Below are 26,719 nucleotides of genomic sequence, written 5' to 3'. Positions count from 1 at the left end.
AAAGATCGGCAATAGCTTCACAATCATTATTTTGTTAACTTACCCCACAGAGAACTGTCATGAAAAATATTACCATTCAAAAATTTGCCGATAAAACTGCCAAGATCGGCATCGTCGGCTTAGGCTATGTTGGCCTGCCCCTTATGCTGCGCTATGTTGACATAGGCTATCAAGTATTGGGTTTTGACATTGACGAGGGTAAGGTTGCCAGCCTTAACGAAGGTAAAAGCTATATCGAACACATCCCCAGCGAAAAAATTGCTGCGGCTCGAAACAGTTTGTTTGAAGCAACTACCGATTTTTCCCGTATCGGCGAAGTAGAAGCCATTATTTTGTGCGTACCTACTCCTCTAAATAAATATCGCGAGCCGGACATGAGCTATGTGATCGATACTACCGATGCAGTAAAACCATATCTGCGCGCCGGTCAAGTATTATCACTTGAATCAACCACCTACCCTGGCACAACCGAAGAGGAGTTATTGCCGCGCGCCGAAGAAGGTGGTTTGAAAGTCGGTAAAGACATTTTCTTGGTGTACTCACCCGAACGCGAAGATCCGGGTAACCCCAATTTTGAAACCCGGACCATTCCCAAAGTAATCGGCGGCCACACTCCCGCATGTTTGGAAGTGGGTATCGCCCTCTACCAACCTGCAATCGATACCGTTGTACCGGTGAGTTCCACCCGAGCCGCCGAATTAACCAAACTGCTGGAAAATATTCACCGTGCAGTTAATATCGGCCTGGTAAACGAAATGAAAATCGTGGCAGATAAAATGGATATCGATATTCACGAAGTGATTGGTGCCGCAGCTACCAAACCTTTCGGCTTTGTCGCCTACTACCCGGGTCCTGGCTTAGGCGGCCACTGCATTCCGATCGATCCATTCTATCTGACTTGGAAGGCTCGTGAATATGGTGTGAATACCCGCTTCATAGAATTGGCCGGCGAAGTAAACTCTGCCATGCCTGATTATGTAATCAGCAAAATCAGCTTGGCTCTCAACGAACGCAACCTATCTATCAAAGACAGCAAAGTTTTGGTACTGGGTATCGCCTATAAGAAAAATGTTGACGATATGCGTGAAAGCCCGTCTGTCGAAGTATTGGAGCGCTTACACAAACTGGGTGCGAAGATTGCCTATTCCGATCCTCATGTTCCGGTATTCCCGCACATTCCCGGCCATAGTTACTTTGATCTGAAGAGTGAAAACCTAACAGCTGAAAATATTGCTAATTTTGATTGCATCGTAGTGACTACAGATCACGATAAATTTGATTATGAATTGTTGAAAAAACATGCCAAATTGATCGTAGATACCCGCGGACGCTTCCCGGGCAAAGCAGACAATGTAGTAAAAGCCTGATATTGAACGACAGCCGTATCCCGGTATAACCCGGGGTATGGCTGATTAAATCGATAAAATGCTTTATCGCAAAATCTGCCATCCCCTATATACAGCAGCATGAATGCAAAAAAATTATTTGGTTACGCCCTAGGCCCCCTAGGTAGTGCCGCCGCAAGCGCATTATCTTTGCCGCTGATCTCTTGGTATTTCAGTGCTGATGATATTGGGCGGATCGTGCTGCTGCAAGCAGTATCGAGCCTGACATTATTGGTACTTGGCTTAGGTTTGGATCAAGCATATATACGCGAGTATTACAGTGCGCCCGATAAGGCACAACTGTTTAAAACTATTGTAGTACCACCTATGATTCTTGCATTTGCCGGTATGTTTGCCGTATTTTGGTATCCGGAGTGGCTATCAATACAAATACTGGCACTCGACGATGCAACATTAGGTTTGTGGTGTTTATTGTTTTTCGGAGGCATCTTACTACCCCGTTACCTTTCTTTGATACTGCGTATGCAAGAAAGGGCGTTTGCGTTCTCCCTTAGCCAATTTACACCCAAGGTTTTAATTTTATTTTTCGTTTTACTATACATAGCCGTACAAGCACCTAAAACCACATTTTATTTGATTGCTGCCTATACCGTAGCCCAATGGTGTTGCGCAGTCATTTTAATGTGGCAAACGCGGCACGAATTGCTGGCCGCTGCGAAAGCCGAGAGAAACACTAAGCAACTGAAAGAGACACTACGTTATGGCATCCCTCTGGCAGCCGCCGGATTAGCCTACTGGGGACTTTCTTCAATAGATAGGTTTGCTTTAAAAAAACTAGCCGGCCTCTCTGAGTTGGGCGTCTATTCCATGGCAGTCAGCTTTGGGGCTATTGCTTTAATCTTTCAAAGTATTTTTTCTACCATTTGGGCACCGATGGTATTTAAATGGATAGAAGGTGAGCAGGAAAATTTTAAAAAAATCGGCACCATTGTTGATTCGATGCTGAGTTTGATCGTCATGATTTTATGTGTCATCGGACTATTCTCACCGTTGGTTCCGATGATTTTGCCGGCAAATTATGCACCTGTGCAATTTATACTACTCTCGAGCATTTTGTTTCCTTTGCTGTATACCCTAACAGAAGTAACCGGCATCGGTATTAATGTGAGTAAGCAAACATGGCTGATTACAGTTATTTCCCTGATCGCCTTAGTTTGCAACTTGGCGTTGTTATATTGGTTAATCCGGCTTTTTGGAGCCAGAGGCGCGGCAGTTGCTACAGCAACTTCATTTTGGTTGTTTTTCGTTATGAAAACCGAATGTTCGATACGTCTTTGGCAGCCGCTACCGCGTAAGAAGCTGTATGGCACTACCTTGGCATGCTTAATATCGTGTATTGCTTATACCTGCTGGGGTAATCCGACAAACTATTTTATTTTTGCGGCGTTTTGGCTGCTCGTGACAATCGGCTTGTATCTCCGGCACAAGCACCAACTGCACACTATGATATTAATGATTAGAGGCCGTCTGAAAAGCAATTAATGGCCAAGGGAAAACATAATAGTTATGCATGTATTAATCCTACCATCTTGGTATCCAGAAACTCCCGATGATGTTGACGGTATCTTTTTCCGACAACAGGCACAGGCGCTGCAAAGAGCGGGGGTAACTGTAGGCGTTATCGCTCCCCAGTTTCGCTCTCTACGCGGACGCCCGGATACAATCTTTTCAAAGATGTACGGTTACAAAGATTATGTCGAACAGGGCATACCGACATTCGTTTATCAAACCATGTATTTCTTCCCTCGCCTTCAGCTTGACCGTAGCCGTTGGCTCAAAGCAGGAAAAAAGCTTTTCATGCGCTATGTCACAAAACATGGCAAACCAGACCTCATACATGCGCATTGCATGAATTACGGCGGCCTTTTAGCATATGCTATTTATCAAGAAACAGGCATCCCCTACGTTATCACAGAGCACAGTTCTACCTATGCACGAAAGCTAATTCATGACTGGCAACGACCCGCTATGCAGCCGGCCGCCGAGCATTGTGCGGCGCGCCTTGCCGTCAGCCATGATTTTTGCGATCTGTTGAAAAAAGAATATCAAGGTTTGGAGTGGAAATATTTACCAAATATCTTGTCTAACAAATTCGAAGCGCCCGTCAACTTACAAAATAAACAGGGAAACCCAGAGTTTACATTCTGTTCGGTGGCGCACCTGCGGTTGAATAAAGGCTTTGATATTTTATTACCCGCTTTTGCCGATGCTCTAAAAACCAACCCGAATATGAAGTTAAAAATCGGCGGCACAGGCCCCGACGAAGCTCAGTTTCACCAACTGGCAGCCTCATTAAATCTAGGCAATAAAGTGGAATTCTTGGGCGGCTTAAAAAATGAAGAAGTATTAAATCTGATGTACACCAGCGATGCTTTTGTTTTAGCCAGCAGGGTCGAAACCTTCGGCGTAGTATTTATTGAAGCCTTATCCCAAGGACTGCCCGTTATTGCTACCCGATGCGGAGGCCCCGAAAGTATCGTCACAAATGAAAACGGTATCTTGGTCGATACTGAAGATCAAGCAGCACTGACTACCGCCTTACTGGATATGGCTGTCAACAGCGGCAATTACGTCCCCGAAGTTTTGCGCAAAAACTGCTTGGCCGAATTTGGTGAAAAGAGCATCGTCGGACAACTACAAGCAATTTACCGGCAAGTAACCGGTCGAAACTGATTTTAAAACCTGCACCAAACCATCAGGTTAATCAGATACGAACCTAATGCAAGAAAACTAATAAAAACTTGGGAAAATTGTGAAAATCAACTCTCAGAAACTATACATTTTTTTATTTTACAGCATCATTTGTGCCTACATGCTGGGGCCTACACTTGCCTATGTAGCCGGCATTCCGCGAATCGATAATCCTTTAACGGTATTATTTATCGCCGCGATGGGGATGGCCGCTATCTTTGAAAGTAAGCGGATTCCACGGGATATCCTTATAGCTTTGCTTGCCATTACTGTTATGAGCGGCTGGAGTTTGATGCATCTCCTATTTTCTCCGCTCACACCGACGCAATTTATGGACATCATGTTTTTTATGGTGCTCCCTCCGCTGTTTTATGCTCTATATCTGATACTTTCCCGCCATCGCGATCCGCTGCAGTTCATCCGTAAATTTTTAACAATTTTTGCTCTTTTTATAGCGGTGCCCCCATTTCTCGAACTGATTCTGGGCTTTCAATTCGTCGCTTCAGATGAAACCCTGTCTCTGGACAGCGGTAGTTTGAAAGGCTTGTTCTTTAATCCGAACAACTTGGCTGCTACGGCATTATGTACCGCGCCTGCTATTCTCATTTTCTTCAACCTGCTTGCCCAAAGCCGTAAAGATATGTTGCGCGGCTGGCTGCTGTTTATCCTATTGGGCGCAGTTATCTTCGCCAGTGCTTCGCGTACCGCTATCGCCTGCTATCTGCTATTGCTCGCACTCAATCTCATCTACCGCAACAACGGCCTAACCACCTTAATAGCGATTGCCACTGCCGTCTGCGTATTAATGATGATTCCTGACCAATGGATTAAAGATTTTCTCCTTTCTCTAAACGGCAATGAGTTTTTGGAACGTTTTTCATCCAGGCTGTATCTGTTCTTATATGATTTTCAAAGCGACAACTCCATTTCGTACCGTCAGGAAATCTACAATTACTTTTGGAACAACCCTCCGTTTTTATATTTGGGATATGGGCCTAAAAACTTCCAAGAATACTTCGGCGGGCACTTAAGCGACAGCCTCGGTTTTGCCAATCCGCACAGTTTTATCATTGAATTGTACCTAGGCTTCGGTATGGCTTCTCTATTGGGCTTTTTGGCTTATTTACTGCGCTATGCAAAAGTTATTCTCACGACTGCCGGCTTGGTTTCCAAACAACGTGTGTTTGGCCTGGCCTGCATGGGTATTTTCCTAATTGCCGGATTCATTCCTTCTACTATTTTGCGATTACCTTTCATTTGGCTGCCCTGCTTCTTCATTTTCATCTATTTAGCAGCTAATTTGAAAAACAAACACTTACAAACCAAGCGAGGCTATACATTATGAAAATTGTACTAACTACCTCTATGAGCGGCCTCGGCGGCACTGAAAATGCAACCTTTCGCTTAAGCCGCCTCCTGAAAAGCCGGGGGCATGATATCGTTTTGGCATCTTCAGACGGCCCACTTATTGCAGAGGCACAAGAATTAGGTATCCGCTGGTATGAAATAAATTTCTACCAAGGCGGCTTAGCGGGTTATCTGAAAGGTATGGCTGCATATACAAAAATGCTGAAAGAGGAAAAACCCGACATTATCCACTGCCAAATGGCACGCATTGTGCCTGCATGTGCTTTGGCGGCAAAAATCGCTTCTCCCAAAACTAAAGTTTTTTATCACGCCCGCGGCTTGGATCCGGAAACCTACCCTAAAATTGCCAAATTATTCAAAATGCTAGGCGTTTACATTATCGGCAACTGTAAACACGAACAAGAAAAACTGATCCGCTACGGCTTTCCCGCCAACCGTATTACATACACCTATAATGCCTTGCACAAACCCGACTATGTTCCGGAAAAAACTGAAAAAGACTACATTATGCTCGGCACCTTATCTCGCCTAGATAAAGTGCGTGCCGTACATCTGATGCTGCCTATTTTTAAAACCCTGGTAGATCGCGGCCTGCCTGTGCGTCTTTCGATCGCAGGTATCGGTGAAGAAATGAATAATCTCAAGGCACAGGCATATGATTTGGGTATTGCCGATAAAGTTACCTTCTTAGGCGGTGTACGCGATTTAACCGCTTACTTCAAAGATGTGGATATTTTGGTAAATACGCCCAATTGCGCGGGAGATCACGGAGCCGGCGTTGGTAATAATATTCTCGAAGCAGGCCTGTATGATACTCCGGTAGTAACCTACAACATGGCGGGTATCTCGGAGATGGTGATCAACGGACAAACCGGCTACTGCATTCCTCTGGGCAATGCCGAAGAGTTTGCCGATGCCGTTACTGAATTGGTGCACAACAAAGACTTACGCCGTCAATTAGGCCAAGCTCTGCACAAACATGTCGAAACCTTGTGCTCGGACGATGAAATTTACCGTACCACTATTGCTGCATACAATATGTAAGGTAGAACATGAAAATTACTATTGTCGCCCCGTATTGCTCCCTACCTAGCGAACCGCATTTCAACCGCTTTTGGTATTTAGCAGAATTATTAAGCCAAAAACATGATGTTTTATTGCTAACCAGCAATTTCAAACATTATGACAAATCTTTCAGACGGCCTGAAGATGCGGAAAATGCCTCCAAGGGCAGATTGCGAGTCAAACTGCTGGCCGAAAGCGGATATCAGAAAAACGTTTCGTTACAGCGTGTTCAAAGCCATCATGTTTTTGTCAAAAATTTCGAACAATGGCTGCAAAGCTGCCGCCCGGGCGATCAAGATATCGTTTTTTCGGCCTATCCCCTTATAGCAACCAACCTATTGCTGGGCAAACATAAACAACGCTTAGGCTACAAACTGATTATTGATGTACAAGACGTATGGCCGGAATCATTTTCATCCGTCGTGCCCGTTTTGAAAAAAATACCTCACAACCTACTGCCGTTCGCATACCGTGCGAATACTGCCTATGCGGCTGCGGACGGCCTAGTGGCAGTGTCGCAAACCTATCTCGACCGTGCCAAAGAAGCCAATCCTAAAGTACCCGGCGAAGTCGTTTATATCGGTGCCGACTTCAACACTTTAGATTCCGTTGAAGCCAAAGCCTTCGCCACCGGCACGACACGCTTTTTTTATCTAGGCACTCTGAGCTTCAGTTACGACGTAGAAACAGTCTGCAAAGGTATCCAAGCCCTCTTGGATGCAGGAGAGGAAGTTGAGCTGCACATTATGGGTGGCGGCCCGGATTTAGAAAAATTAAAGGCTTACGCCAACGAATCAATTATTTTCTACGGCTATCTGCCTTATGCGGAAATGATGTCGATTGCCAAAGGTTGTGATATTTCGGTGAACCCCATCCATTCCTACGCCATGCAATCCATCACCAACAAACTGTCGGACTACATGGCCCTGCAAAAGCCCATTTTAAACAGCCAAGTTAATGATGAAGTGTCCCAAGTACTTACTCTGCTTCCGCATGCAAACTATACCTCAGGAGATGTAAATAGCTTTATCGGCGCGGCCCGCCGTATTTTGCAACACAAAAATGATCCTGTGCAGTCGGATGAGATCGTACACCGCTTCAAACGTGATGTGGCTTACCAAAAAATTGTTAACATGATTGAGAAGCTTGCACATGAATAATCTGCTCAAACGTTTATTGGATATAGTTGGTGCCGCCGCCGGGCTGATTCTGCTCTCACCCGTATTCCTGCTGCTTATTTATTTGATCCGGAAAAATTTGGGTTCTCCTGTCTTTTTTACCCAAACCCGCCCAGGTAAAGACGGCAAGCCGTTTAAGATGATTAAATTCCGTTCGATGCGAGATGCCGTTGATGCATCAGGCAAACCATTACCAGATAGCGAACGGCTCACTCCTTTCGGCAAAAAGCTGCGTGCTACCAGCTTAGATGAACTGCCCGAACTTTGGAATGTTTTAAAAGGGGAAATGAGCTTAGTGGGACCCCGCCCCCTACTGATGCAGTATCTCCCGCTCTACAATGATTTCCAACGCCGCCGCAACGAGGTCAAACCCGGCATCACCGGTTGGGCACAGGTAAACGGTAGAAATGCGATTTCTTGGGATGAAAAATTCCAACACGACGTATGGTATGTAGAAAACCAAAACCTATTATTAGATATAAAAATACTCTTTCTAACCATTAAAAAAGTATTTATCCGCGAAGGAATTTCTGCCCAAGGAGATGCGACTATGCCGTTTTTCGAAGGAAATACCAATACCCCTAACAATATCCTAATTTTATCGGCCGGACGACGCGTCGAACTGGTTGAAAGCTTCAAAACCGAAGCGGCGAAATTTTCTGGAAATATTCGGGTGTATTGTACAGATTTGAACCCCAAGCTGTCCTCTGCCTGCCATGTTGCGGATGAAGCATTTGCTGTTCCCCGTATCAGTGACAGCCATTACACGGATGCTATTTTCGAGCTGGCCGTTGCCAAAGGAATCGGCTTAATCATACCGACAATTGACACTGAATTGATGAAGCTGGCAAAAGAACGGGATCGTTTTGCCGCCGCAAATATCCATTTGATCGTATCCGACAGCGAACTCTTGCAATACTGCCGCGATAAGCGTAAAAGCGTTGACCTTTTCCAACAATACAATATCAAAGCGCCCAAGATTTATCAGCTGGGAGACATTGTATTCCCGTGTTTTGTCAAACCGTATGACGGTAGCCGTGCAATCGGCGCCCAAGCCCTGAAATCTCCTCAAGACCTAACGGATGATTTGAAACAGGATCCCAAAATGATGTTTTGCGAACTTATCGACATCAAAAATACCTATCGTGAATTTACCGTCGATATGTATTACACCCAAAACGGCGAATTGAAATGCGCTATTCCGCGCGAGCGTATCGAGGTGCGCTCAGGTGAAGTCAGCAAAGGTGTAACACGCAAAAATTGGCTATATGATTTCCTAGTCGAAAACATGGCTACCCTCAAAGGTGCTCGCGGCTGTATCACCGCCCAATTTTTCTATAACCCTGAAAACAACAGCCTCTACGGCGTAGAAATTAATCCGAGATTCGGCGGCGGCTTCCCCCTATCGTATGCAGCCGGAGGAAATTATCCGTCTTGGTTGATTCAAGAGTATTTATACGGTAAAGAAATTCCATTTTATGACAAATGGGAACCCAACCTTATTATGCTGCGATACGATGCAAAAATATTGGTGAAAGAATGACAATAACGATCAACCCTGCCGAGAGCGTTTTGGTTCTGGATCTTGATGACACTCTTTACGCCGAGTTTGACTACAAGCTTTCCGGAATTAAAAAAGTTTGTAGTCTGTTGGCCCGACTATATCCCGAATATAACGAAGAGATATTGTTGAACCAAATAGATCCGGATAGCTCCGACTGGTTAAACAAGTTGGCAAGTTTTTGCAATTTAAACGCCGCTGAGAAAAACTCCCTACTTTGGGTATACCGTCTGCATAACCCTGAGATACAGCCGTATGTTTGTGCAAACGAACTTAAAGCATTACTCAACAGATTTTGCGGTAGCGCCATCATTTCAGACGGCCGTAGTTTGAGCCAGCGATTAAAACTTCACGGACTGGGATTGCTACACCATTTCGAGCATATTTTGATTTCCGAAGCATGGCATTCGGAAAAACCAAATCCGGAACGTTTTGACTTCATTATGGAACAGTATCCCGGAAAAACTTATATCTACGTTGGTGACAACATTAAAAAAGACTTTATTACCCCAAAACAAATGGGCTGGCTGACCATCGGATTAAAGCCTTCTGAAAAAAATATACACCGATACCCGCCAGAAAGCTTTTCCGACAATCACCAACCGCACTATTGGATTCGTCATATCAATCAAATAAAGGAATTTATATGTTAAATACCGCCCTGTCTCCCTGGCCAAGCTTCACCCAAGAAGAAGCCGATGCCGTATCCAAAGTTTTACTGTCAAATAAAGTCAACTATTGGACAGGCAACGAATGCCGTGAATTTGAAAAAGAATTTGCAACCTTTGCCGATACCGAATATGCAATTGCATTAGGTAACGGCACCTTGGCTTTGGATGTAGCCCTCAAGGCCATGAACATAGGTGCCGGCGATGATGTTATCGTAACTTCGCGTACTTTTTTGGCCTCTGCCTCTGCGATCGTAACCGCAGGCGCAAATCCGGTGTTCGCAGACGTAGATTTAAACAGCCAAAACATTACTGCCGAAACCATCCGCACCATCCTCACTCCTGCAACTAAAGCCATTATCGTTGTCCATCTTGCCGGCATGCCTGCAGAAATGGACGACATTATGGCTCTGGCCGAAGAAAAAAATCTTTGGGTAATTGAGGATTGCGCCCAAGCTCACGGTGCCAAATATAAAGGGAAATCCGTAGGCTCCATCGGCCATGTCGGCGCATGGTCGTTCTGCCAAGACAAAATCATGACGACCGGCGGTGAAGGCGGCATGGTGACGACAAACGACAAAGAGCTATGGTCGAAAATGTGGTCATATAAAGATCATGGCAAAAGCTTTGATGCCGTATATAACCGCCAACATCCCCCCGGTTTCCGCTGGTTACATGAAAGTTTCGGTACAAACTGGCGCATGATGGAAATGCAAGCCGTTATTGGCCGCATCCAGCTTAAACGGATGCCTGAATGGACCGCCAAACGCCAAGCAAATGCGGCTCGTTTGTCGCAAAGCCTATCCCAGTTTGGTTGTATCCGCCTGGTGGAAGTACCCGGCTATATCGATCACGCCCAATACAAATTCTACGCTTTCGTTAAGCCGGAAAAACTCAAGCCCGAATGGAACCGTGACCGCATCGTTAACGAGCTGACCGCACTGAAAGTACCCTGCTATCAGGGCAGCTGCTCGGAAGTTTATTTGGAAAAAGCTTTCGACAATACGCCATGGCGCCCGAAAGAGCGGTTGAAAAATGCTGTCGAACTAGGTGATACCAGCCTGATGTTTTTAGTACACCCGACATTGAGCGATGAAGAAATATCGTTCTGCTGCCGCCATATCGAAGCCGTATTACAACAAGCCTGTATCTAAACCGGATACCAATTATGCTTTTGGAATCTTTACTTACTTTACCACGCAACGTAAAAAAAGCTTTTTTTGTGCTGCACGACTTGGCGGTTCTTTTTGCCACATTCTGGTTTATCCAAAGTCTGAAGATGAACTATTCTGAAGAGTGGCTCAATACGGCTAACTGGCTTTCTTTCGGCGTAACCGCAATCATCACGATTGTTGTCTTCTCGCGCCTGGGGCTTTATCGGGCCGTAACGCGTTTCGTCAGCACAAAAGTACTGACTACCGCCGTTATGGGCAGTGCCATTTCATCCGTTGTATTTTTTATCAGCATTTTAATGTTTGAACAACGCATGAGATTGGCTCTTCCCGTTGCTTATTTCCTGACGCTGGTCGTACTGATTGCCGGCAGCCGTTTGATGCTGCGAACCATCCTCACTAATCGCAGCAATAAGCAAATGATACCCGTCTTGATTTACGGTGCGGGTCAATCAGGCCGGCAGCTGTTGGAAGCCATCAAACAGGTACATGAATATAACGCAATCGCCTTCATAGACGACAACGAAAAAATCCAACGTTCGATTATCTATGATTTAACGGTATACAGCCCTGCTGAAATCAGCAGTCTGATCCAGCGCTATGGGATCAAAAAAATCCTATTGGCCATTCCGAGTGTGAGCGGTGATGAACGCAAAGCCATTATCCGCTCACTAGAACCTTACCCTTGCGAAGTTCTAACTATTCCGGGTATGCGGGACTTGGTAGACGGGAAAATCAGTGTCAGCTCCCTAAAAAAAATATCGGTCGTCGATTTACTCGGCCGTGACCCCGTTGCCCCCCGTCCGGAGCTAATGGCTAAAGATATTCGGGGCAAAGTTGTTATGGTAACCGGTGCCGGCGGCTCAATCGGTTCGGAACTATGCCGCCAGATTATCCGTCAAAGCCCTGCCAAGCTGATTTTGTTCGAGCTGTCGGAATTTTCCCTATACAGTATCGACAAAGAACTGACCGAACTCCAAAAAGAGCTCGGCTTACAAATAGAAACCATTCCGCTTTTGGGTTCGGTTCAGCATGAAAAACGCTTGTACAGCGTTATGAAGACTTTCGGCGTACAAACCGTTTACCATGCAGCTGCCTATAAGCACGTTCCCATGGTCGAATTCAACACCATCGAAGGTATCCGCAATAATGTTTACGGAACACTTTTCTGTGCCCGTGCCGCGATTGATGCCTCAGTTGAAACCTTCGTGCTGATTTCAACCGATAAAGCCGTACGCCCCACCAATACCATGGGTGCCAGCAAACGTATGGCGGAGCTGGTATTACAGGCTTTGGCGGCAGAACCAAACCAAACCACGCGCTTTTGTATGGTACGCTTCGGCAATGTATTAGGTTCTTCCGGTTCGGTAGTGCCTGTATTTGAGAAACAAATCGCATCAGGCGGACCGGTTACATTAACGCATACCGATATCACACGCTATTTCATGACCATACCCGAAGCGGCTCAATTAGTGATCCAAGCCGGTGCGATGGGACAAGGCGGTGATGTATTCGTTCTGGATATGGGCGAGTCGGTAAAAATCATTGATTTGGCACGCCAAATGATCCGTCTCAGCGGTTTGGAAGTTAAAGATGAAAACAATCCCGACGGCGATATATCCATAGAAGTTACGGGATTGCGCCCGGGTGAAAAGCTTTACGAAGAGCTGCTAATCGGCGATGAAGTACAAGAAACCACTCATCCCCGCATTATGACCGCCAATGAAATAATGCTGCCTTGGCAGAAGCTTTCCGACATACTTGAGCGTATGGATAACGCCTGCAGACAGTCTGACCAACAGAATCTGCGCGCATTACTGCTTGAGGCACCCACCGGATTTGTCCCTAAAGACGGTATTTGCGACTTGGTATGGCAACAAAACCATGCCGCCTGAATCATTTTTTCAGACGGCCTCATGTTTAAATAAAAAGGATTATTGTGAAACTCAAACGACTGACCATTATCGGTTTTTCGCTGCTGGCACTGACAACCGGCGGCTGCACAGTGATACCCGGCTCAAGCCTGCCCACCAAAAACAAAACTTGGGTATATAACGAAAACGATACAAGAGGCGAAGATACGCTTGATAGCCGTGTAAACGTTTATCCGATTACCCTTAATCTGATTCAGAGTATGCGGCAGCCTCCGCGCACTGCGCAGCATAATCAAGCATTAAACCAGCAGAAATCCGCTTACCGCTACCGTGTCGGCCCGGGTGACGTACTGAATATCATGGTATGGCATCACCCCGATTTGAACTCTCCCGTTCCAAGCAGCATGAATCCGCAAAGCAAACAGGTCAGCAGCGGCGCATGGGTAGATGAAACGGGCCATCTTTCTTACCCTCTGGCAGGGAAATTGTATGTACAGGGAAAAACCCTGCCCGAGATCCAAAATATGCTGGAAGGCCGTCTGAAACGCTACATCAAAACCCCGCAGGTTTCGGTAAACGTTACCGAATTCCGCTCACAGCGTATATCGATAGCGGGAGCTGTCGGACAACCCGGCCAGCTTCCGATTACCAATATTCCGGTTACCCTGCTCGATGCGATTGACCAGGCCGGAGGTTTGGCAGCCAATGCCGATACACAAAACGTGAAACTCACCCATAACGGTGTGGATCGGACTATTTCGCTTCAGGAAATCCTACAATACGGCGACCTCTCACAAAACCAACTGCTCAAACACGGTGATATCGTTTATGTTCCCACTACCGAAAACAGCAAAGTATACGTAATGGGTGAGGTTAACCAACAAACCTCGTTACCGATCGGTAGTCACGGCCTATCGCTTACTCAAGCTTTAGGAGAAGCCAAGGGTATGAATCAGGCGTTGGCAGACGCAACCGGTGTTTTCGTTGTGCGTAATGCACCGCATGATGTTGAAAAACCAATCCATATCTATCAGTTGAATCTGAAAGACGCCACGGCTTATGCCTTAGGCAACGAATTTAAATTGCGCGCCAATGACGTAGTATTCGTAACCGCCGCACCGTTGTCCCGCTGGAACCGCGTAATGTCTTTGCTGACCAATTCGGTTTCCAACCTCTACAATTTGGACAGTACATTTAAGTAAAGGCCGGCCTTTTATGTATCAAAATATCTTGATCGTTTGCGTAGGTAACATATGCCGCTCTCCCACTGCCGAGCGCGTATTACAAAAAATGCTGCCTACCCACCACATCGAATCTGCAGGTATCCGTGCGGTTGTCGGTGCAGATGCAGACTTTCAAGCGATTAAAACGGCATTAAAACGCGGTGTAATCGTTGCCGGCCATGCGGCACAGCAACTAACCGCCGCACTGTGTGAAAAAGCCGATCTGATACTGGTAATGGAACCGGCGCATATCGAGGCCGTTACAGATATTCTGCCATCCGCCCGCAGCAAAACCATGCTGTTTGCGCAATGGCTGCCGCGCAAAAGTATTCCCGATCCGTTTCGCCAAAGTGACGAAATGTTTGAATCGGTTTATCAGCATATCGAAGAGGCGGCAACCAGCTGGGCACAAAAACTCAAGGCGGATTCAGGCACTCGGTAAGTGATGCCCCAACGACATATAAATCCTATTTAAAGGCTCATTATGAACCAACCCTATTCAAACTATCCACCCTCAGAAAAAGACAATGAAATTGATGTAAGCAAACAGCTGCATCACCTGTTGGAACACAAAAAAGCCATCGGCTTGGCAATATTATTAGGTGCACTGGCCGGAGGTCTCTATAGTTTTTCCGCATCACCCGTCTACCGTGCGGACGCCATGCTTGAGCTGCAAACTAAGCAAAACCAAATTTTGAATGAAATTAACAGCTTATTTAGTAGCGAACCCTCTCCTTCCGAAGCCGAAATCGAGCTTATCCAATCGCGCCTGGTTATCGGCAAAACCGTTGAAGATTTACAACTGGATCAAAGTGTTACTCCCAAATACTTCCCTGTATTCGGGCAGTTGGCACACAATCTCAGCAGCGATACCGATCCTGAATTAAAAATACAAGCCTTCACCGTATCCGAAGAATGGCACAACAAGCCTATCATCCTTACGGCTGCCGATAACCAACATTACAGTATCAAACTTCCCGATGGTTCGGTATCCGAGGGCCGCGTAGGCCAACCTTTAAAAGTCGACAACCGCTTGGTGTTGCAAATTAACCAGATTTTGGCTAATGCCGGCCAGCAATTTACCCTGACCAAGTTTTCACGCCTCAATACCATCAACCAAATAAATCAAAACTTCTCGGTCATCAGTAAAGGCAAAACCAGCCCTATTCTGAACCTAGGCTATGTCGGCAGCGACCCCAAACAAATCGAAAATATTCTAAACAGCATTATTAACAACTATGTGAGCCAAAATAAAGACCGTGATGTGCAAGTAGCAGCCAACGGCTTGGCTTTCATCAGTGAAGAGCTGCCTCGTTTGCGCGAAGCCCTGCAAGACGCTGAAAACCGCCTGAACGAATACCGCATGAAAAGCGGCTCTTTAGATATCCCGATCGAAGCCAAAAGCGCATTAGAAAGCTTGGCCAGTATCGAGGCACAAATCACCACATTAAAAACCGAAGAGGCCGGTCTGGCAGAGCTCTATACCAAAGAGCACCCTGCTCTGAAGTCCGTACTCGACAAACTTTCGGTATTAGAGCAGGCCAAAAACAAAATCAACCGCCAAATTGCGGTCTTGCCCAATACCCAACAAGAAGTCATCCGGTTAACGCGTGATGTTGATACAAACCAAGCCACCTATATGCAGCTTTTGAACAAACAACAAGAGCTGAACATCCTGCGCGCCAGTGCCCAAGGTAATGTCCGTGTAGTTGACCAAGCCGTTACTGCCGAACAACCCATTAAGCCGCGCAAAGGCATGATTATCTTAATGAGCGCCCTCACCGCCGGTTTAGCCGCTTCGGCTTGGTTTTTATTAAGATCCAGCTTCCGCCGTACCGTTACCTCTCCTGAAGAAATCGAGATGCTCGGTTTGGAAGTGGCCGCTGTCATTCCACTATCTGAAACCCAGAAAAAACGTGATGCGCAAAGCAAGCGTCTGAGCCGTAAAAAAACACCTTCTTCATTCCTCTTGGCAGCAGAAGATTCCTCAGATATTGCCGTAGAAGCCATCCGTTCTTTGCGTACCGGTATTCACTTTGCCATGATGAATACCAAAAACAAAGTATTGATGATCTCCGGTGCTACCCCCGAGGTCGGAAAATCCTTCATCTCTGCTAACTTGGCAACCGTTATGGCGCAATCCGGCAAAAAAACACTACTAATTGACGCCGATATGCGCAAAGGCTATCTGCACCGTATATTCGGTCTAAACGAAGAAATCGGTTTAGCAGAAGTATTAGCCGGCGACACCAATCCGATGCAGGCCGCGCAAACCACTAAAATCGACAACCTAGATGTTATCAGCCACGGCAAACTGCCGGATCATCCGTCCGAACTTTTGATGAGCAACCGCCTGTATGCCGTTCTAGAATGGGCCAAACAACGCTATGACTATGTAATCGTGGATACACCGCCGATTTTGGCCGTAACCGATGCTGCCGTTATCGGGCAATTTGCCGGCAATACCATGCTGGTTGCCCATCATAACCGCACTACGCCGCGAGAATTGGAAATCAGTATGCAACGCTTTGCCCAAAACAGCATTTCCGTAAAAGGCGTGATTTTCAATGGACTATCCCGTAGCGCGCAAAACGGTCACAGCTATTATGCTTACGCCAAATATGCGAAAAAATAATTGATATACAGCCAAAGGCCGTCTGAAAATTATTTTCAGACGGCCTTATTATTTTGAAATAAACAATATTTTAACGTTTTAAATAATTTGCCAACGTATCCGGAAAATCGGTAAAAATACCATCGGCTTTAGCCTTATCAAATAAAACCGCATACATCTCATCAATATCACCCACATATTCCGGCAATGTTTCTTGGCGAACGGTATAAGGATGAAGCTCCAAACCGTTGGATTTGATATCGTCTACCATCGGAGTTGCCACTACTTTCCCTTTAACCGATTTTTTACCGTCTAAAAGCATATACCAAGCCGGTCCTACACCATCGGCATAACGGGCAATCTCCTTCATTGCTCCCGGACGGAACATCCAATCATAGCTGTAATTTACCCAACTGCTACCTTTACGCTCCTGTGTTTCGTTCCAATCGGTATAAGCAACCAATTGAACCAACTTGATATCCATACCCATTTTCGGCATCAAATCGGTTTTAATGCGTTTGAGTTCATTAAAATCAAAAGTTTGTAGGTAAACCGGATCATTCTTTCCGGTATAACCGTATTTCTTCAATAATTCCAAAGTCGCACGGGCGATATCCTTACCCTCCTGATGATGCAGCCACGGTGCCTTGATTTCAGGATAGATGCCGATTTTTTTACCACTGGCCTTTTCCAAACCGCGTATAAACTGCAATTCTTCTTCGAAAGTGTGGATTCTGAAATTACCCTGCCACAAAGGAAACCGTTTAGGATAAACAGCAATCTGTTTGCCGTTTTCCGTTTTAAAATTTTCCGTCATCCGCAAACTGCGTATTTCGGCCAAAGTAAAATCCGGCACATAAAACTTACCGTCGGCACGAGCCCGCCCGGGAAACTTTTCGGCCACATCGGTCAGCCCGTCTAAAAAATGGTCATGAATCACAACCAAATGGTTGTCTTTGGTCATCACCAAATCTTGTTCGAGATAATCCGCCTTTTGTCCGAATGCCAACGCTTTACTCTCCAGCGTATGCTCCGGCAAATATCCGCTTGCGCCGCGATGGGCGATAATTAATTTCTCTGCCGCTATAGCTTGTACGCCAAAAGCGGCGAAACATACCGCCAACATCCATTTTTTCATACCGATGCATCCTTTCCTGAATAAATACCATACGGTGAACAAAGCGATTGTATAGCAGCATGATGACAAAAAGATAACAGCATATACCTGCCTTTTATTCCCCTTATCTCCCTCTCTTCAGGTAAAATCGGTAACACCCATTGTTTTCAGACGGCCTATCATCATGTATTCATCCATTATCCGCCCGCTACTCTTTCGTTTAGACGCCGAAAAAGCCCATCACTTTACACTTGAATTAATTAAGCATGCCCATCCGTGGCTGATGCCGGATGCAGGTTTATGCCACACCAATCCTACCCGCCTAATGGGCTTGGATTTGCCCAACCCGGTCGGATTGGCTGCAGGATTGGATAAAAACGGCGAATATATTGATGCACTGGCCGCCCTAGGCTTCGGTTTTATCGAAGTCGGCACTGTTACGCCGCGCCCGCAAGAAGGCAACCCCAAGCCCCGCCTGTTCCGCGTTCCCGAACACGGCGGCATCATCAACCGTATGGGATTTAATAATTACGGCATCGATATCATGATCAAAAATATCGAAACCAGCCGTTACAACGGTATTTTGGGCATTAATATCGGTAAAAATGCCACCACGCCGATTGAGCAGGCTGCGCAAGACTACCTGATCTGCTTAGAAAAAGCCTATGCCCATGCCAGCTATATCACCGTTAATATTTCTTCCCCAAACACCAAAAACCTTCGTGCCCTACAAGGTGGTGACGAACTCAGCGCGCTTCTAACCGCCCTTAAAGACAAACAGGCTCATTTATCTGCAGCACATGGCCGGTATGTTCCCCTAGCCGTTAAGATCGCTCCAGATTTGGAAGAAGCCCAAATTACCGATATCGCCCACGTTATCCGACAAACCGAGATAGACGGTGTGATTGCAACCAATACCACTATTGATAAATCATCTTTAGGCAACCATCCGCTTGCAAATGAACAAGGTGGCTTAAGCGGCTCTCCCGTATACCGTGCCAGCAATAAAGTTTTAAAAGACTTGGTATCCGAATTGGGCTGCCGTACGCCGGTTATCGGTGTGGGAGGCATCATGAGCGGGCATGACGCCCGTGAAAAATTGAACCTCGGTGCTTCTGCCGTACAAATTTACAGCGGCTTAATCTACAGAGGCCCTGCATTAGTACGGGAATGTTTGAAATTTTGCACCGGACAACCATAAAATCCACCAACCCGATCGGATACATCCCAAAAGCATACTCCCCCCTGGCAGTATGCTTTTTTTAATTAATCTTGCTATCAGCTACTCGCCAGATAAGCCATACCGACCAATGCCGTCCGAAAGTTTCAGACGGCATTATTTACATAAAAATAAAATAAAATGCCTTTTATAACAACTTACTTTCTTCAAAATCATTCAAATCAAACATATATTATCTTTACCTTTCATCCAAAATCAAAATAAAAAAATCTAACATCCTTATTCCATCATGCTTTGCCGCCGATTCATCATTTTTACTAATGGCTGCCATCAAAATTTAAAGTTTTACACTTTTTTCAAAAAAAACTAAATTCAACCCAATAAGAAAAACACTCTAGGAGAACCCAAAATGACTACCCTATCTGCCGGTGCGCGTTTCCGCCAAGCCGTCCAAGAAGAACATCCCTTAGCCGTTGTCGGCTGCATCAACGCCTATTTCGCACGCCTTGCCACCCAAAGCGGCTTCAAAGCCCTGTATCTTTCCGGAGGCGGCGTAGCGGCTTGCTCATGCGGTATTCCCGATTTGGGGATCACCAGCATGGAAGATGTACTAACCGATGCCCGCCGTATTACCGATAATGTCGATACGCCGCTTCTGGTCGACATTGACACAGGTTGGGGCGGCGCATTCAATATCGCCCGTACAATCAAGGCTTTCGAAAAAGCCGGCGTTGCAGCCGTACACATCGAAGACCAAGTAGCACAAAAACGCTGCGGCCACCGTCCCAACAAGGCCATTGTTTCCCAATCTGAAATGGTTGACCGTATCAAAGCCGCCGTTGATGCCCGCACCGACAGCAACTTTGTCATTATGGCGCGTACCGATGCACTGGCAGTCGAAGGCTTGCAATCCGCAATCGAACGCGCCCAAGCATGTGTAGAAGCCGGCGCTGATATGATTTTCCCCGAAGCGATGACCGAGCTGGGTATGTACCGCCAATTTGCCGATGCCGTTCAAGTACCGGTATTGGCCAACATTACCGAATTCGGTGCCACACCGCTGTACAGCCAGCAAGAATTAGGTGAAAACGGCGTATCGCTGGTGCTCTATCCCCTTTCGGCCTTCCGTGCCGCCAGTAAAGCCGCACTCGACGTTTATCAGGCTATCCGCCGAGACGGACACCAGCAAAACGTTGTCGACACCATGCAAACCCGTATGGAGCTGTACGATTTTCTCGGCTATCACGATTACGAGCAAAAGCTGGACAAACTATTCAGCGAAAACGCCTGATCCACACCCTTTCCGTGTGGCGGCTTCTCTTGCCGCACGGGCGGGTAACCCCTTTCAGACGGCCTTTATAACAGCCGTTCAAGAGCCATAAGGCCGTCTGAGATATCAATTATAAAAAGTCTGCAAAGGAGAACCGTATGACTACCACTACCGAAACCCCCGTAACCCCGAAGCCGAAAAAATCGGTCGCCCTGTCAGGCGTTGCCGCCGGTAACACTGCTTTGTGTACCGTAGGCCGTACAGGTAACGATTTGAGCTACCGCGGCTACGACATTCTTGATTTGGCCAAGCATTGCGAATTCGAAGAAGTCGCCCACCTGCTGATTCACGGCCATCTGCCTAACAAACACGAGCTGGCCGCCTACAAGAAAAAACTCCAATCGCTGCGCAACCTGCCCAGCAATGTATTGAGCGTTTTGGAAAACATTCCGGCCAATGCCCACCCGATGGACGTGATGCGCACCGGCGTATCCGCTTTAGGCTGTACTACGCCCGAACGCGAAGGTCACCCAGCCAGCGAAGCGAAAGACATTGCCGACAAACTCATCGCCTCATTAGGCAGCATGCTGCTGTATTGGTATCAATACGCGCATAACGGCAAAGTTATCAGCCTCGACAGTAAAGAAGACAGCATCGGCGGCCACTTCCTACACCTCTTGCACGGCAAACGCCCAAGCAAAGAACATGTGAAAGCCATGCATATTTCGCTGATTCTCTATGCGGAACACGAGTTTAACGCCTCTACCTTCACCTCACGCGTGATTGCGGGTACAGGTTCCGATATGTACTCTGCCATTTCAGGTGCGATCGGCGCCTTGAAAGGCCCGAAACACGGCGGAGCCAACGAGGTTGCCTACGACATCCAAAAACGTTACCGCAGTGCCGACGAAGCCGAAGCGGATATCCGCGAGCGCATCGGCCGCAAAGAAATCGTGATCGGATTCGGTCATCCCGTTTACACCATCTCTGATCCGCGCAACGTCGTTATTAAAGAAGTAGCGCGCGATTTGAGCAAAGAAAGCGGCGACATGTTGCTGTTTGATGTGGCCGAGCGTTTGGAAACCCTGATGTGGAACGAGAAAAAAATGTTCCCCAACCTCGATTGGTTCAGTGCCGTTTCATACCAAAAAATGGGCGTACCTACCGCCATGTTTACCCCGCTGTTTGTTATTTCGCGTACCACAGGCTGGAGTGCCCACATTATCGAGCAGCGCGAAGACGGCAAAATCATCCGCCCAAGTGCCAACTATACCGGCCCGGATGATTTGAAGTTTGTTCCCTTAGACAAACGCTAAGCAGTTTCAGACGGCCTTTCGCAACACAAAAGGCCGTCTGAACAGCTCCAATAAAATAATGATTTAAATGGAAAACTATTTAACATTCCTTAAACCCTTTTCGTATCCGGCCTGTTCATGCGGCTCTTCTTAATCCCGCTGCAGCTAGTAATACAAAAGACGATACAAAATTTTAAGAAATAAAGGTTTTACGATTAGCAACGGTATTTTTGATATTGCGGAACCCTCGGGGCATTTCACCCTAACTTATCCCTGTTTGCATCTACTGGTGAGACCCACCGCGTTTTTGGCACTTTAATCCGCGATTCCCCGATCCCACTAAAACACCTCTGCTTTGAAATTACCGTTACCAATCCTAAAACCATTATTTTTTACCGGCATATTTTTTCTCCAACACCGTCCGCGCCGGAGCCTCAATTCCCAAAGGAGTCCAGCTGACGATAATGGCCATACGATTCTTATCGCATAGCCGTCATAACGGCTGTACGCAGACAGCAACGTTTGCCAAACCATCCGAACCGGCTCTGAAGCGAGAAAAAGCATATTACTGCTCCCGGTAGATTATTGATTTATCGGCATCAACTGCCTTTTACAAGCATGCCGTATAACAGCCGAAACGGATGAACATAACAAATAATAAATTGTATTTGTAAACAAAAAGTCATCCCTATTTTTAATAAACAAAATTTTTCAGACGGCTAAAACAATTGAGGCCGTCTGAAAACAAATGATAAAAACAACTGCAAAGGAACCGCTATGACAACCAATACCCGCTATCTGAAACCTCTGCCCGGCACTGATTTGCAATATTACGACGCCCGCGCAGCCTGCGAAGCAATCCGCCCGGGCGCATACGATACCCTGCCTTACACCAGCCGCATTTTGGCTGAAAACTTAGTCAACCGTGCGGAAAACGTTGATCAAGAAACGTTGGATTCATGGCTGCTGCAACTGCTCGACCGCAAACAGGAAATCGACTTTCCGTGGTTCCCCGCGCGCGTGGTGTGCCACGATATCTTAGGGCAAACGGCTTTGGTGGATTTGGCGGGCTTGCGTGATGCGATTGCCGAAAAAGGCGGCGACCCTGCAAAAGTTAATCCCGTAGTGCAAACTCAACTGATTGTCGACCATTCGCTGGCCGTAGAATGCGGCGGAGACGATCCCGAAGCATTCTCCAAAAACCGTTCCATTGAAGAGAGGCGCAACGAAGACCGTTTCCACTTCATCAACTGGACAAAAACCGCTTTTGAAAATGTAGACGTGATTCCCGCAGGCAACGGTATCATGCATCAAATCAACTTGGAAAAAATGTCGCCCGTGGTTCAAGTGAAAAACGGCATTGCCTTTCCCGATACCTGTGTCGGCACCGACAGCCATACCCCGCATGTAGATGCTTTGGGGGTGATTTCCGTAGGCGTGGGCGGTTTGGAAGCAGAAACCGTCATGCTCGGACGCGCCTCAATGATGCGCCTACCCGATATCGTCGGCGTCGAACTCACAGGCCGCCGCCAGCCCGGCATCACCGCCACCGATATCGTATTGGCACTGACCGAATTTCTGCGCAAAGAACGCGTTGTAGGCGCGTTTGTCGAATTTTTCGGCGAGGGAGCAGCCAGCTTATCAATTGGTGACCGCGCCACTATCGCCAACATGACACCCGAATATGGCGCCACCGCCGGTATGTTCGCCATCGACCAACAAACACTGGATTATCTGAAACTCACAGGCCGCGAAGAAAGCCAAGTCAAACTGGTGGAAACCTATGCCAAAACCACCGGCTTATGGGCAGATGCTTTAAAAACCGCCGTTTATCCGCGCGTATTGAAATTTGATTTATCTGCCGTTACCCGCAATATGGCCGGCCCATCCAATCCGCATGCCCGTGTCGCTACCGCCGATTTGGCAGCCAAAGGCATTGCCGCACCTTATGAGCAACCGGCAGATGGCAGCATGCCAGACGGCGCAGTCATCATCGCCGCCATTACCTCTTGTACCAATACCAGCAATCCGCGTAACGTCGTGGCCGCCGCGCTGTTGGCCAAAAAAGCCAATGAATTGGGCTTAACCCGCAAACCGTGGGTCAAATCTTCATTCGCTCCAGGTTCTAAAGTGGCGGAAATTTACCTGAAAGAAGCCGGCCTTCTACCCGAATTGGAAAAACTCGGCTTCGGCATCGTCGCTTTCGCCTGTACCACCTGCAACGGTATGTCCGGCGCGCTCGATCCGGAAATCCAGCAAGAAATTATCGACCGTGACTTGTATGCCACCGCCGTTTTATCAGGCAACCGCAACTTCGACGGCCGCATCCACCCCTACGCCAAACAAGCCTTCCTCGCCTCACCGCCTTTGGTAGTGGCCTATGCGATTGCGGGCAGCATCCGTTTCGATATCGAAAACGATGTATTGGGTACGGTAAACGGGCGCGAAATCCGCCTGAAAGATATTTGGCCCTCTGATGAAGAAATCGATGCTATCGTGGCCGAATATGTCAAACCGCAGCAGTTCCGCGATATTTATATTCCTATGTTCGATACCGGAACCGCCGAAAAAGCCGCCAGCCCGCTGTACGACTGGCGCCCGATGTCAACCTATATCCGCCGCCCGCCGTATTGGGAGGGTGCATTAGCAGGTGAACGTACCCTCAAAGGCATGCGCCCGCTGGCGATTCTGCCCGACAACATCACCACCGACCACCTCTCCCCATCCAATGCCATCCTGCCCGACAGTGCCGCAGGCGAATATCTGGCGAAAATGGGCTTGCCCGAAGAGGATTTCAACAGCTACGCCACCCACCGCGGCGACCACCTCACCGCCCAGCGCGCAACTTTTGCCAATCCAAAGCTGTTTAACGAAATGGTGAAAAATGCAGACGGCACGGTACGGCAAGGCTCGCTCGCCCGCGTAGAACCGGAAGGCGAAGTGATGCGGATGTGGGAAGCCATCGAAACCTATATGAACCGCAAACAGCCGCTGATTATCATCGCCGGCGCAGATTACGGCCAAGGTTCCAGCCGCGACTGGGCGGCCAAAGGCGTTCGCTTGGCAGGTGTAGAAGCAATCGTGGCCGAAGGTTTCGAGCGTATCCACCGTACCAACCTGATCGGCATGGGCGTACTGCCGTTACAGTTCAAAGCAGGCACCAACCGCCATACACTGGAGCTGGACGGCACTGAAACCTACGATGTTATCGGTGAACGCACCCCTCGTGGCGAGCTGACTTTGGTTGTCCACCGCCAAAACGGAGAAACGCTTGAAGTACCCGTAACCAGCCGGTTGGATACTGCCGAAGAGGTATCGATTTACGAAGCCGGCGGCGTATTACAACGTTTTGCACAGGACTTTCTGGCTACCAACACATAATTAATCAGTACGGTAAATGGCAAAAAATACCCCAGATATTGCCATTTGGATTCATGCAACATTAGAGGCCGTCTGAAAAAATTTCAGACGGCCTCCTCCATTACACGCTATTGCTCCCGAAACAGCAGCAGTTAACGCATTTCAAACAATTCTTGGTGAAAATCACCCTTTTCCAAACCATTTCGGCGCAAATCAGCAAACAATGTTTTGCCAAATTCCGTAGGGCCGCAAAACCACACACTTCGCTGCCGCCAATCAGCCACCTCTGCGCGCAATATTTCACCATTTAATCGGCCTCTTAATTTGCTGTCGACAATCTGCAAACGAATACCTTTTATTTCGGCAGCCTTGACCATTTCGCCGATATACTGCTCGCTGCTGTCCGAAACACAGTGATACCAAACCACATCTTGCCCGTACGGCTCAATCTGCTCCAAACGGGCCAAAAACGGTGTTCTGCCGATACCGGCACTGACCCACAGCTGTCGCTTACCGTCTTGAAAATCAAATTTGCCGTAAGGTCCTTCTATACGCATAGCTGTACCGCGCTGCCAGTTCCTGCCTATATGATTGGTATAATCGCCTAAAGCTTTCACCATCACCTGCAAACGGTTGTCGTCACGCCATGCACTGCTTAAGGTAAAAGGATGCGGCGGCTCTTTATCACTGGCCTTGACAAATACAAACTGTCCCGCCTCATGTCCGGGCCAAGCCTGCCTCAGCTCAATACCTACAGTATGAGTTTGGCAGGAAGCATCATAATCCATAGAAACAATTTCACCACGATACTGACGCGATTTTCCCGTTTTCCCGAGTAATACCCATAAGGCACCCGCCACCCCTGCGGCTACTACGCAAATCATCAGCCAACCGATCGGTTTCGACCAATTCTCATATTTAAACAAAACCAAAAAATGGAAAGCCAATCCCAAAAACAAAACCGCCAACAATTGATGAAATTTGACAAACCAACGGTAAGGAATCCTCTTGATTAAAGCCACCACCAATAAAACTACTGCAGCATAAAAAGCCCACTCTCCCACTGTTTCAGCCAAATGCCGTTGCGAACCCAGCCAATCTTTCAAGGTGAGAATCTGGTTTTCCACTCCTTCGGGGCGCCGGGGACGCGGCCCCATCTGCAACAACCCCAAACCCACCAACCAACCCGGACTTTCCTTCACCATCCAATGCAGCACACTGCCGACTAATGCAGTAATACCCAACCATTTATGAAAACGGTACATCTTATCCAAACCATTGAAATACTTCTCCGGCCAGACAGGGCGGACTGCCAAATACATACATCCTGCCATAGCACCCATCGCCCATATCCCGGTAAGCTGCATCAACAGCTCACGCCAAGCCCTAAATTCAGGTTTTACCGAAAACAAGTCTCCGGTCAATAGCCATAAGGCTGTCAAAATACCGTAAAAAATTACTAAATTAAACTTCACAGAACGCATTTATTATCTCCATCATGCAACCGAATCCAATCGAAACCCGGCTTAAGCAAGAGTAATCGATACCTCAATAGCCGACAAAATAATCCGGTTCCAACCGTATTTTTCCGCAGGGTATATAAATACTCATAATTAAGAGCCGGAAAAATCCGCCTGATAGGCGTTATCTTCCCGGCCATCTCTAAATTTCAACCAA

The 26,719-nt window shown here is 47.2% G+C and carries 19 protein-coding genes and 1 pseudogene; 18 read left to right on the top strand and 2 right to left on the bottom strand.

The window, feature by feature from the left end:
• Positions 1-59: 59 nt before the first annotated feature.
• The 14 genes and pseudogenes from LVJ86_RS01530 to LVJ86_RS01465 all read left to right on the top strand — a co-directional run bounded on the left by LVJ86_RS01530 (position 60) and on the right by LVJ86_RS01465 (position 16,841).
• Positions 60-1,367 (top strand): nucleotide sugar dehydrogenase, encoded by a 1,308-nt coding sequence (locus LVJ86_RS01530; RefSeq protein WP_047759941.1) that lies wholly within the window; start codon positions 60-62, stop codon positions 1,365-1,367.
• A 99-nt stretch (positions 1,368-1,466) separates the two neighbouring features.
• Positions 1,467-2,888 (top strand): lipopolysaccharide biosynthesis protein, encoded by a 1,422-nt coding sequence (locus LVJ86_RS01525; protein ID WP_047759942.1) that lies wholly within the window; start codon positions 1,467-1,469, stop codon positions 2,886-2,888.
• Between the two features lie 24 nt (positions 2,889-2,912).
• Positions 2,913-4,079 (top strand): glycosyltransferase, encoded by a 1,167-nt coding sequence (locus LVJ86_RS01520; RefSeq protein WP_047759943.1) that lies wholly within the window; start codon positions 2,913-2,915, stop codon positions 4,077-4,079.
• A gap of 79 nt (positions 4,080-4,158) precedes the next feature.
• A complete protein-coding gene (locus tag LVJ86_RS01515) occupies positions 4,159-5,442 on the top strand; it encodes an O-antigen ligase family protein (protein WP_047759944.1) in 1,284 nt (427 codons plus the stop codon).
• Positions 5,439-6,509, top strand: coding sequence for a glycosyltransferase family 4 protein (locus tag LVJ86_RS01510; protein WP_047759945.1), 1,071 nt, complete (start codon positions 5,439-5,441; stop codon positions 6,507-6,509). The genes LVJ86_RS01515 and LVJ86_RS01510 overlap by 4 nt, the downstream gene beginning before the upstream one ends.
• 8 nt (positions 6,510-6,517) lie before the next feature.
• Positions 6,518-7,690 (top strand): glycosyltransferase, encoded by a 1,173-nt coding sequence (locus LVJ86_RS01505; RefSeq protein ID WP_047759946.1) that lies wholly within the window; start codon positions 6,518-6,520, stop codon positions 7,688-7,690.
• Positions 7,683-8,279 (top strand): annotated as a pseudogene (locus tag LVJ86_RS01500) (sugar transferase); the annotation flags it as partial. The gene LVJ86_RS01505 and the pseudogene LVJ86_RS01500, both read left to right, overlap by 8 nt.
• Positions 8,259-9,251, top strand: a complete 993-nt coding sequence (locus LVJ86_RS01495) for an ATP-grasp domain-containing protein (protein ID WP_047760056.1) — start codon at positions 8,259-8,261, stop codon at positions 9,249-9,251. The pseudogene LVJ86_RS01500 and the gene LVJ86_RS01495, both read left to right, overlap by 21 nt.
• Positions 9,248-9,922, top strand: a complete 675-nt coding sequence (locus LVJ86_RS01490) for an HAD family hydrolase (RefSeq protein ID WP_047759947.1) — start codon at positions 9,248-9,250, stop codon at positions 9,920-9,922. The genes LVJ86_RS01495 and LVJ86_RS01490 overlap by 4 nt, the downstream gene beginning before the upstream one ends.
• Complete coding sequence (locus tag LVJ86_RS01485; protein WP_047759948.1) at positions 9,916-11,091, top strand: DegT/DnrJ/EryC1/StrS family aminotransferase; 1,176 nt, start codon at positions 9,916-9,918, stop codon at positions 11,089-11,091. Before LVJ86_RS01490 ends, LVJ86_RS01485 begins: the two co-directional genes overlap by 7 nt.
• 14 nt (positions 11,092-11,105) lie before the next feature.
• On the top strand, positions 11,106-13,004 hold the full coding sequence (locus tag LVJ86_RS01480; RefSeq protein ID WP_047759949.1) for a nucleoside-diphosphate sugar epimerase/dehydratase: 1,899 nt from the start codon (positions 11,106-11,108) through the stop codon (positions 13,002-13,004).
• A gap of 44 nt (positions 13,005-13,048) precedes the next feature.
• Positions 13,049-14,185 carry a polysaccharide export protein gene (locus LVJ86_RS01475; protein ID WP_082131221.1) on the top strand — a complete coding sequence of 379 codons (1,137 nt, stop codon included), beginning with the start codon at positions 13,049-13,051 and terminating at the stop codon, positions 14,183-14,185.
• A gap of 13 nt (positions 14,186-14,198) precedes the next feature.
• Positions 14,199-14,648: a low molecular weight protein-tyrosine-phosphatase gene (locus tag LVJ86_RS01470; protein WP_047759950.1), complete on the top strand. Its 450-nt coding sequence runs from the start codon at positions 14,199-14,201 to the stop codon at positions 14,646-14,648.
• 42 nt (positions 14,649-14,690) lie between these two features.
• Positions 14,691-16,841 carry a polysaccharide biosynthesis tyrosine autokinase gene (locus LVJ86_RS01465; protein ID WP_047759951.1) on the top strand — a complete coding sequence of 717 codons (2,151 nt, stop codon included), beginning with the start codon at positions 14,691-14,693 and terminating at the stop codon, positions 16,839-16,841.
• Positions 16,842-16,911: 70 nt separating this feature from the next.
• On the opposite strand, the gene glpQ is transcribed toward LVJ86_RS01465, so the two are convergent.
• Positions 16,912-17,958 (bottom strand): glycerophosphodiester phosphodiesterase, encoded by a 1,047-nt coding sequence (gene glpQ / locus LVJ86_RS01460; RefSeq protein WP_047759952.1) that lies wholly within the window; start codon positions 17,956-17,958, stop codon positions 16,912-16,914.
• Between the two features lie 163 nt (positions 17,959-18,121).
• On the opposite strand from glpQ, the gene LVJ86_RS01455 reads away from it, so the two are divergent.
• The 4 genes from LVJ86_RS01455 to acnD all read left to right on the top strand — a co-directional run bounded on the left by LVJ86_RS01455 (position 18,122) and on the right by acnD (position 25,063).
• Complete coding sequence (locus tag LVJ86_RS01455; RefSeq protein ID WP_047759953.1) at positions 18,122-19,138, top strand: quinone-dependent dihydroorotate dehydrogenase; 1,017 nt, start codon at positions 18,122-18,124, stop codon at positions 19,136-19,138.
• A 388-nt stretch (positions 19,139-19,526) separates the two neighbouring features.
• The gene (prpB, locus tag LVJ86_RS01450) at positions 19,527-20,408 is read left to right on the top strand and encodes a methylisocitrate lyase (RefSeq protein WP_047759954.1); all 882 of its coding nucleotides are present in this window, start codon (positions 19,527-19,529) and stop codon (positions 20,406-20,408) included.
• 137 nt (positions 20,409-20,545) lie between these two features.
• On the top strand, positions 20,546-21,703 hold the full coding sequence (gene prpC / locus LVJ86_RS01445) for a bifunctional 2-methylcitrate synthase/citrate synthase (RefSeq protein ID WP_047759955.1): 1,158 nt from the start codon (positions 20,546-20,548) through the stop codon (positions 21,701-21,703).
• Between the two features lie 756 nt (positions 21,704-22,459).
• Positions 22,460-25,063 (top strand): Fe/S-dependent 2-methylisocitrate dehydratase AcnD, encoded by a 2,604-nt coding sequence (gene acnD, locus LVJ86_RS01440; RefSeq protein ID WP_047759956.1) that lies wholly within the window; start codon positions 22,460-22,462, stop codon positions 25,061-25,063.
• A 131-nt stretch (positions 25,064-25,194) separates the two neighbouring features.
• On the opposite strand, the gene LVJ86_RS01435 is transcribed toward acnD, so the two are convergent.
• Positions 25,195-26,526 carry a ferredoxin reductase family protein gene (locus LVJ86_RS01435; protein ID WP_047759957.1) on the bottom strand — a complete coding sequence of 444 codons (1,332 nt, stop codon included), beginning with the start codon at positions 26,524-26,526 and terminating at the stop codon, positions 25,195-25,197.
• Between the last annotated feature and the right edge of the window lie 193 nt (positions 26,527-26,719).

This window comes from Neisseria arctica (assembly GCF_022870905.1).
Classification (GTDB): Bacteria; Pseudomonadota; Gammaproteobacteria; order Burkholderiales; family Neisseriaceae; genus Neisseria; species Neisseria arctica.
This window is presented reverse-complemented; position numbering and strand designations above follow the sequence as displayed.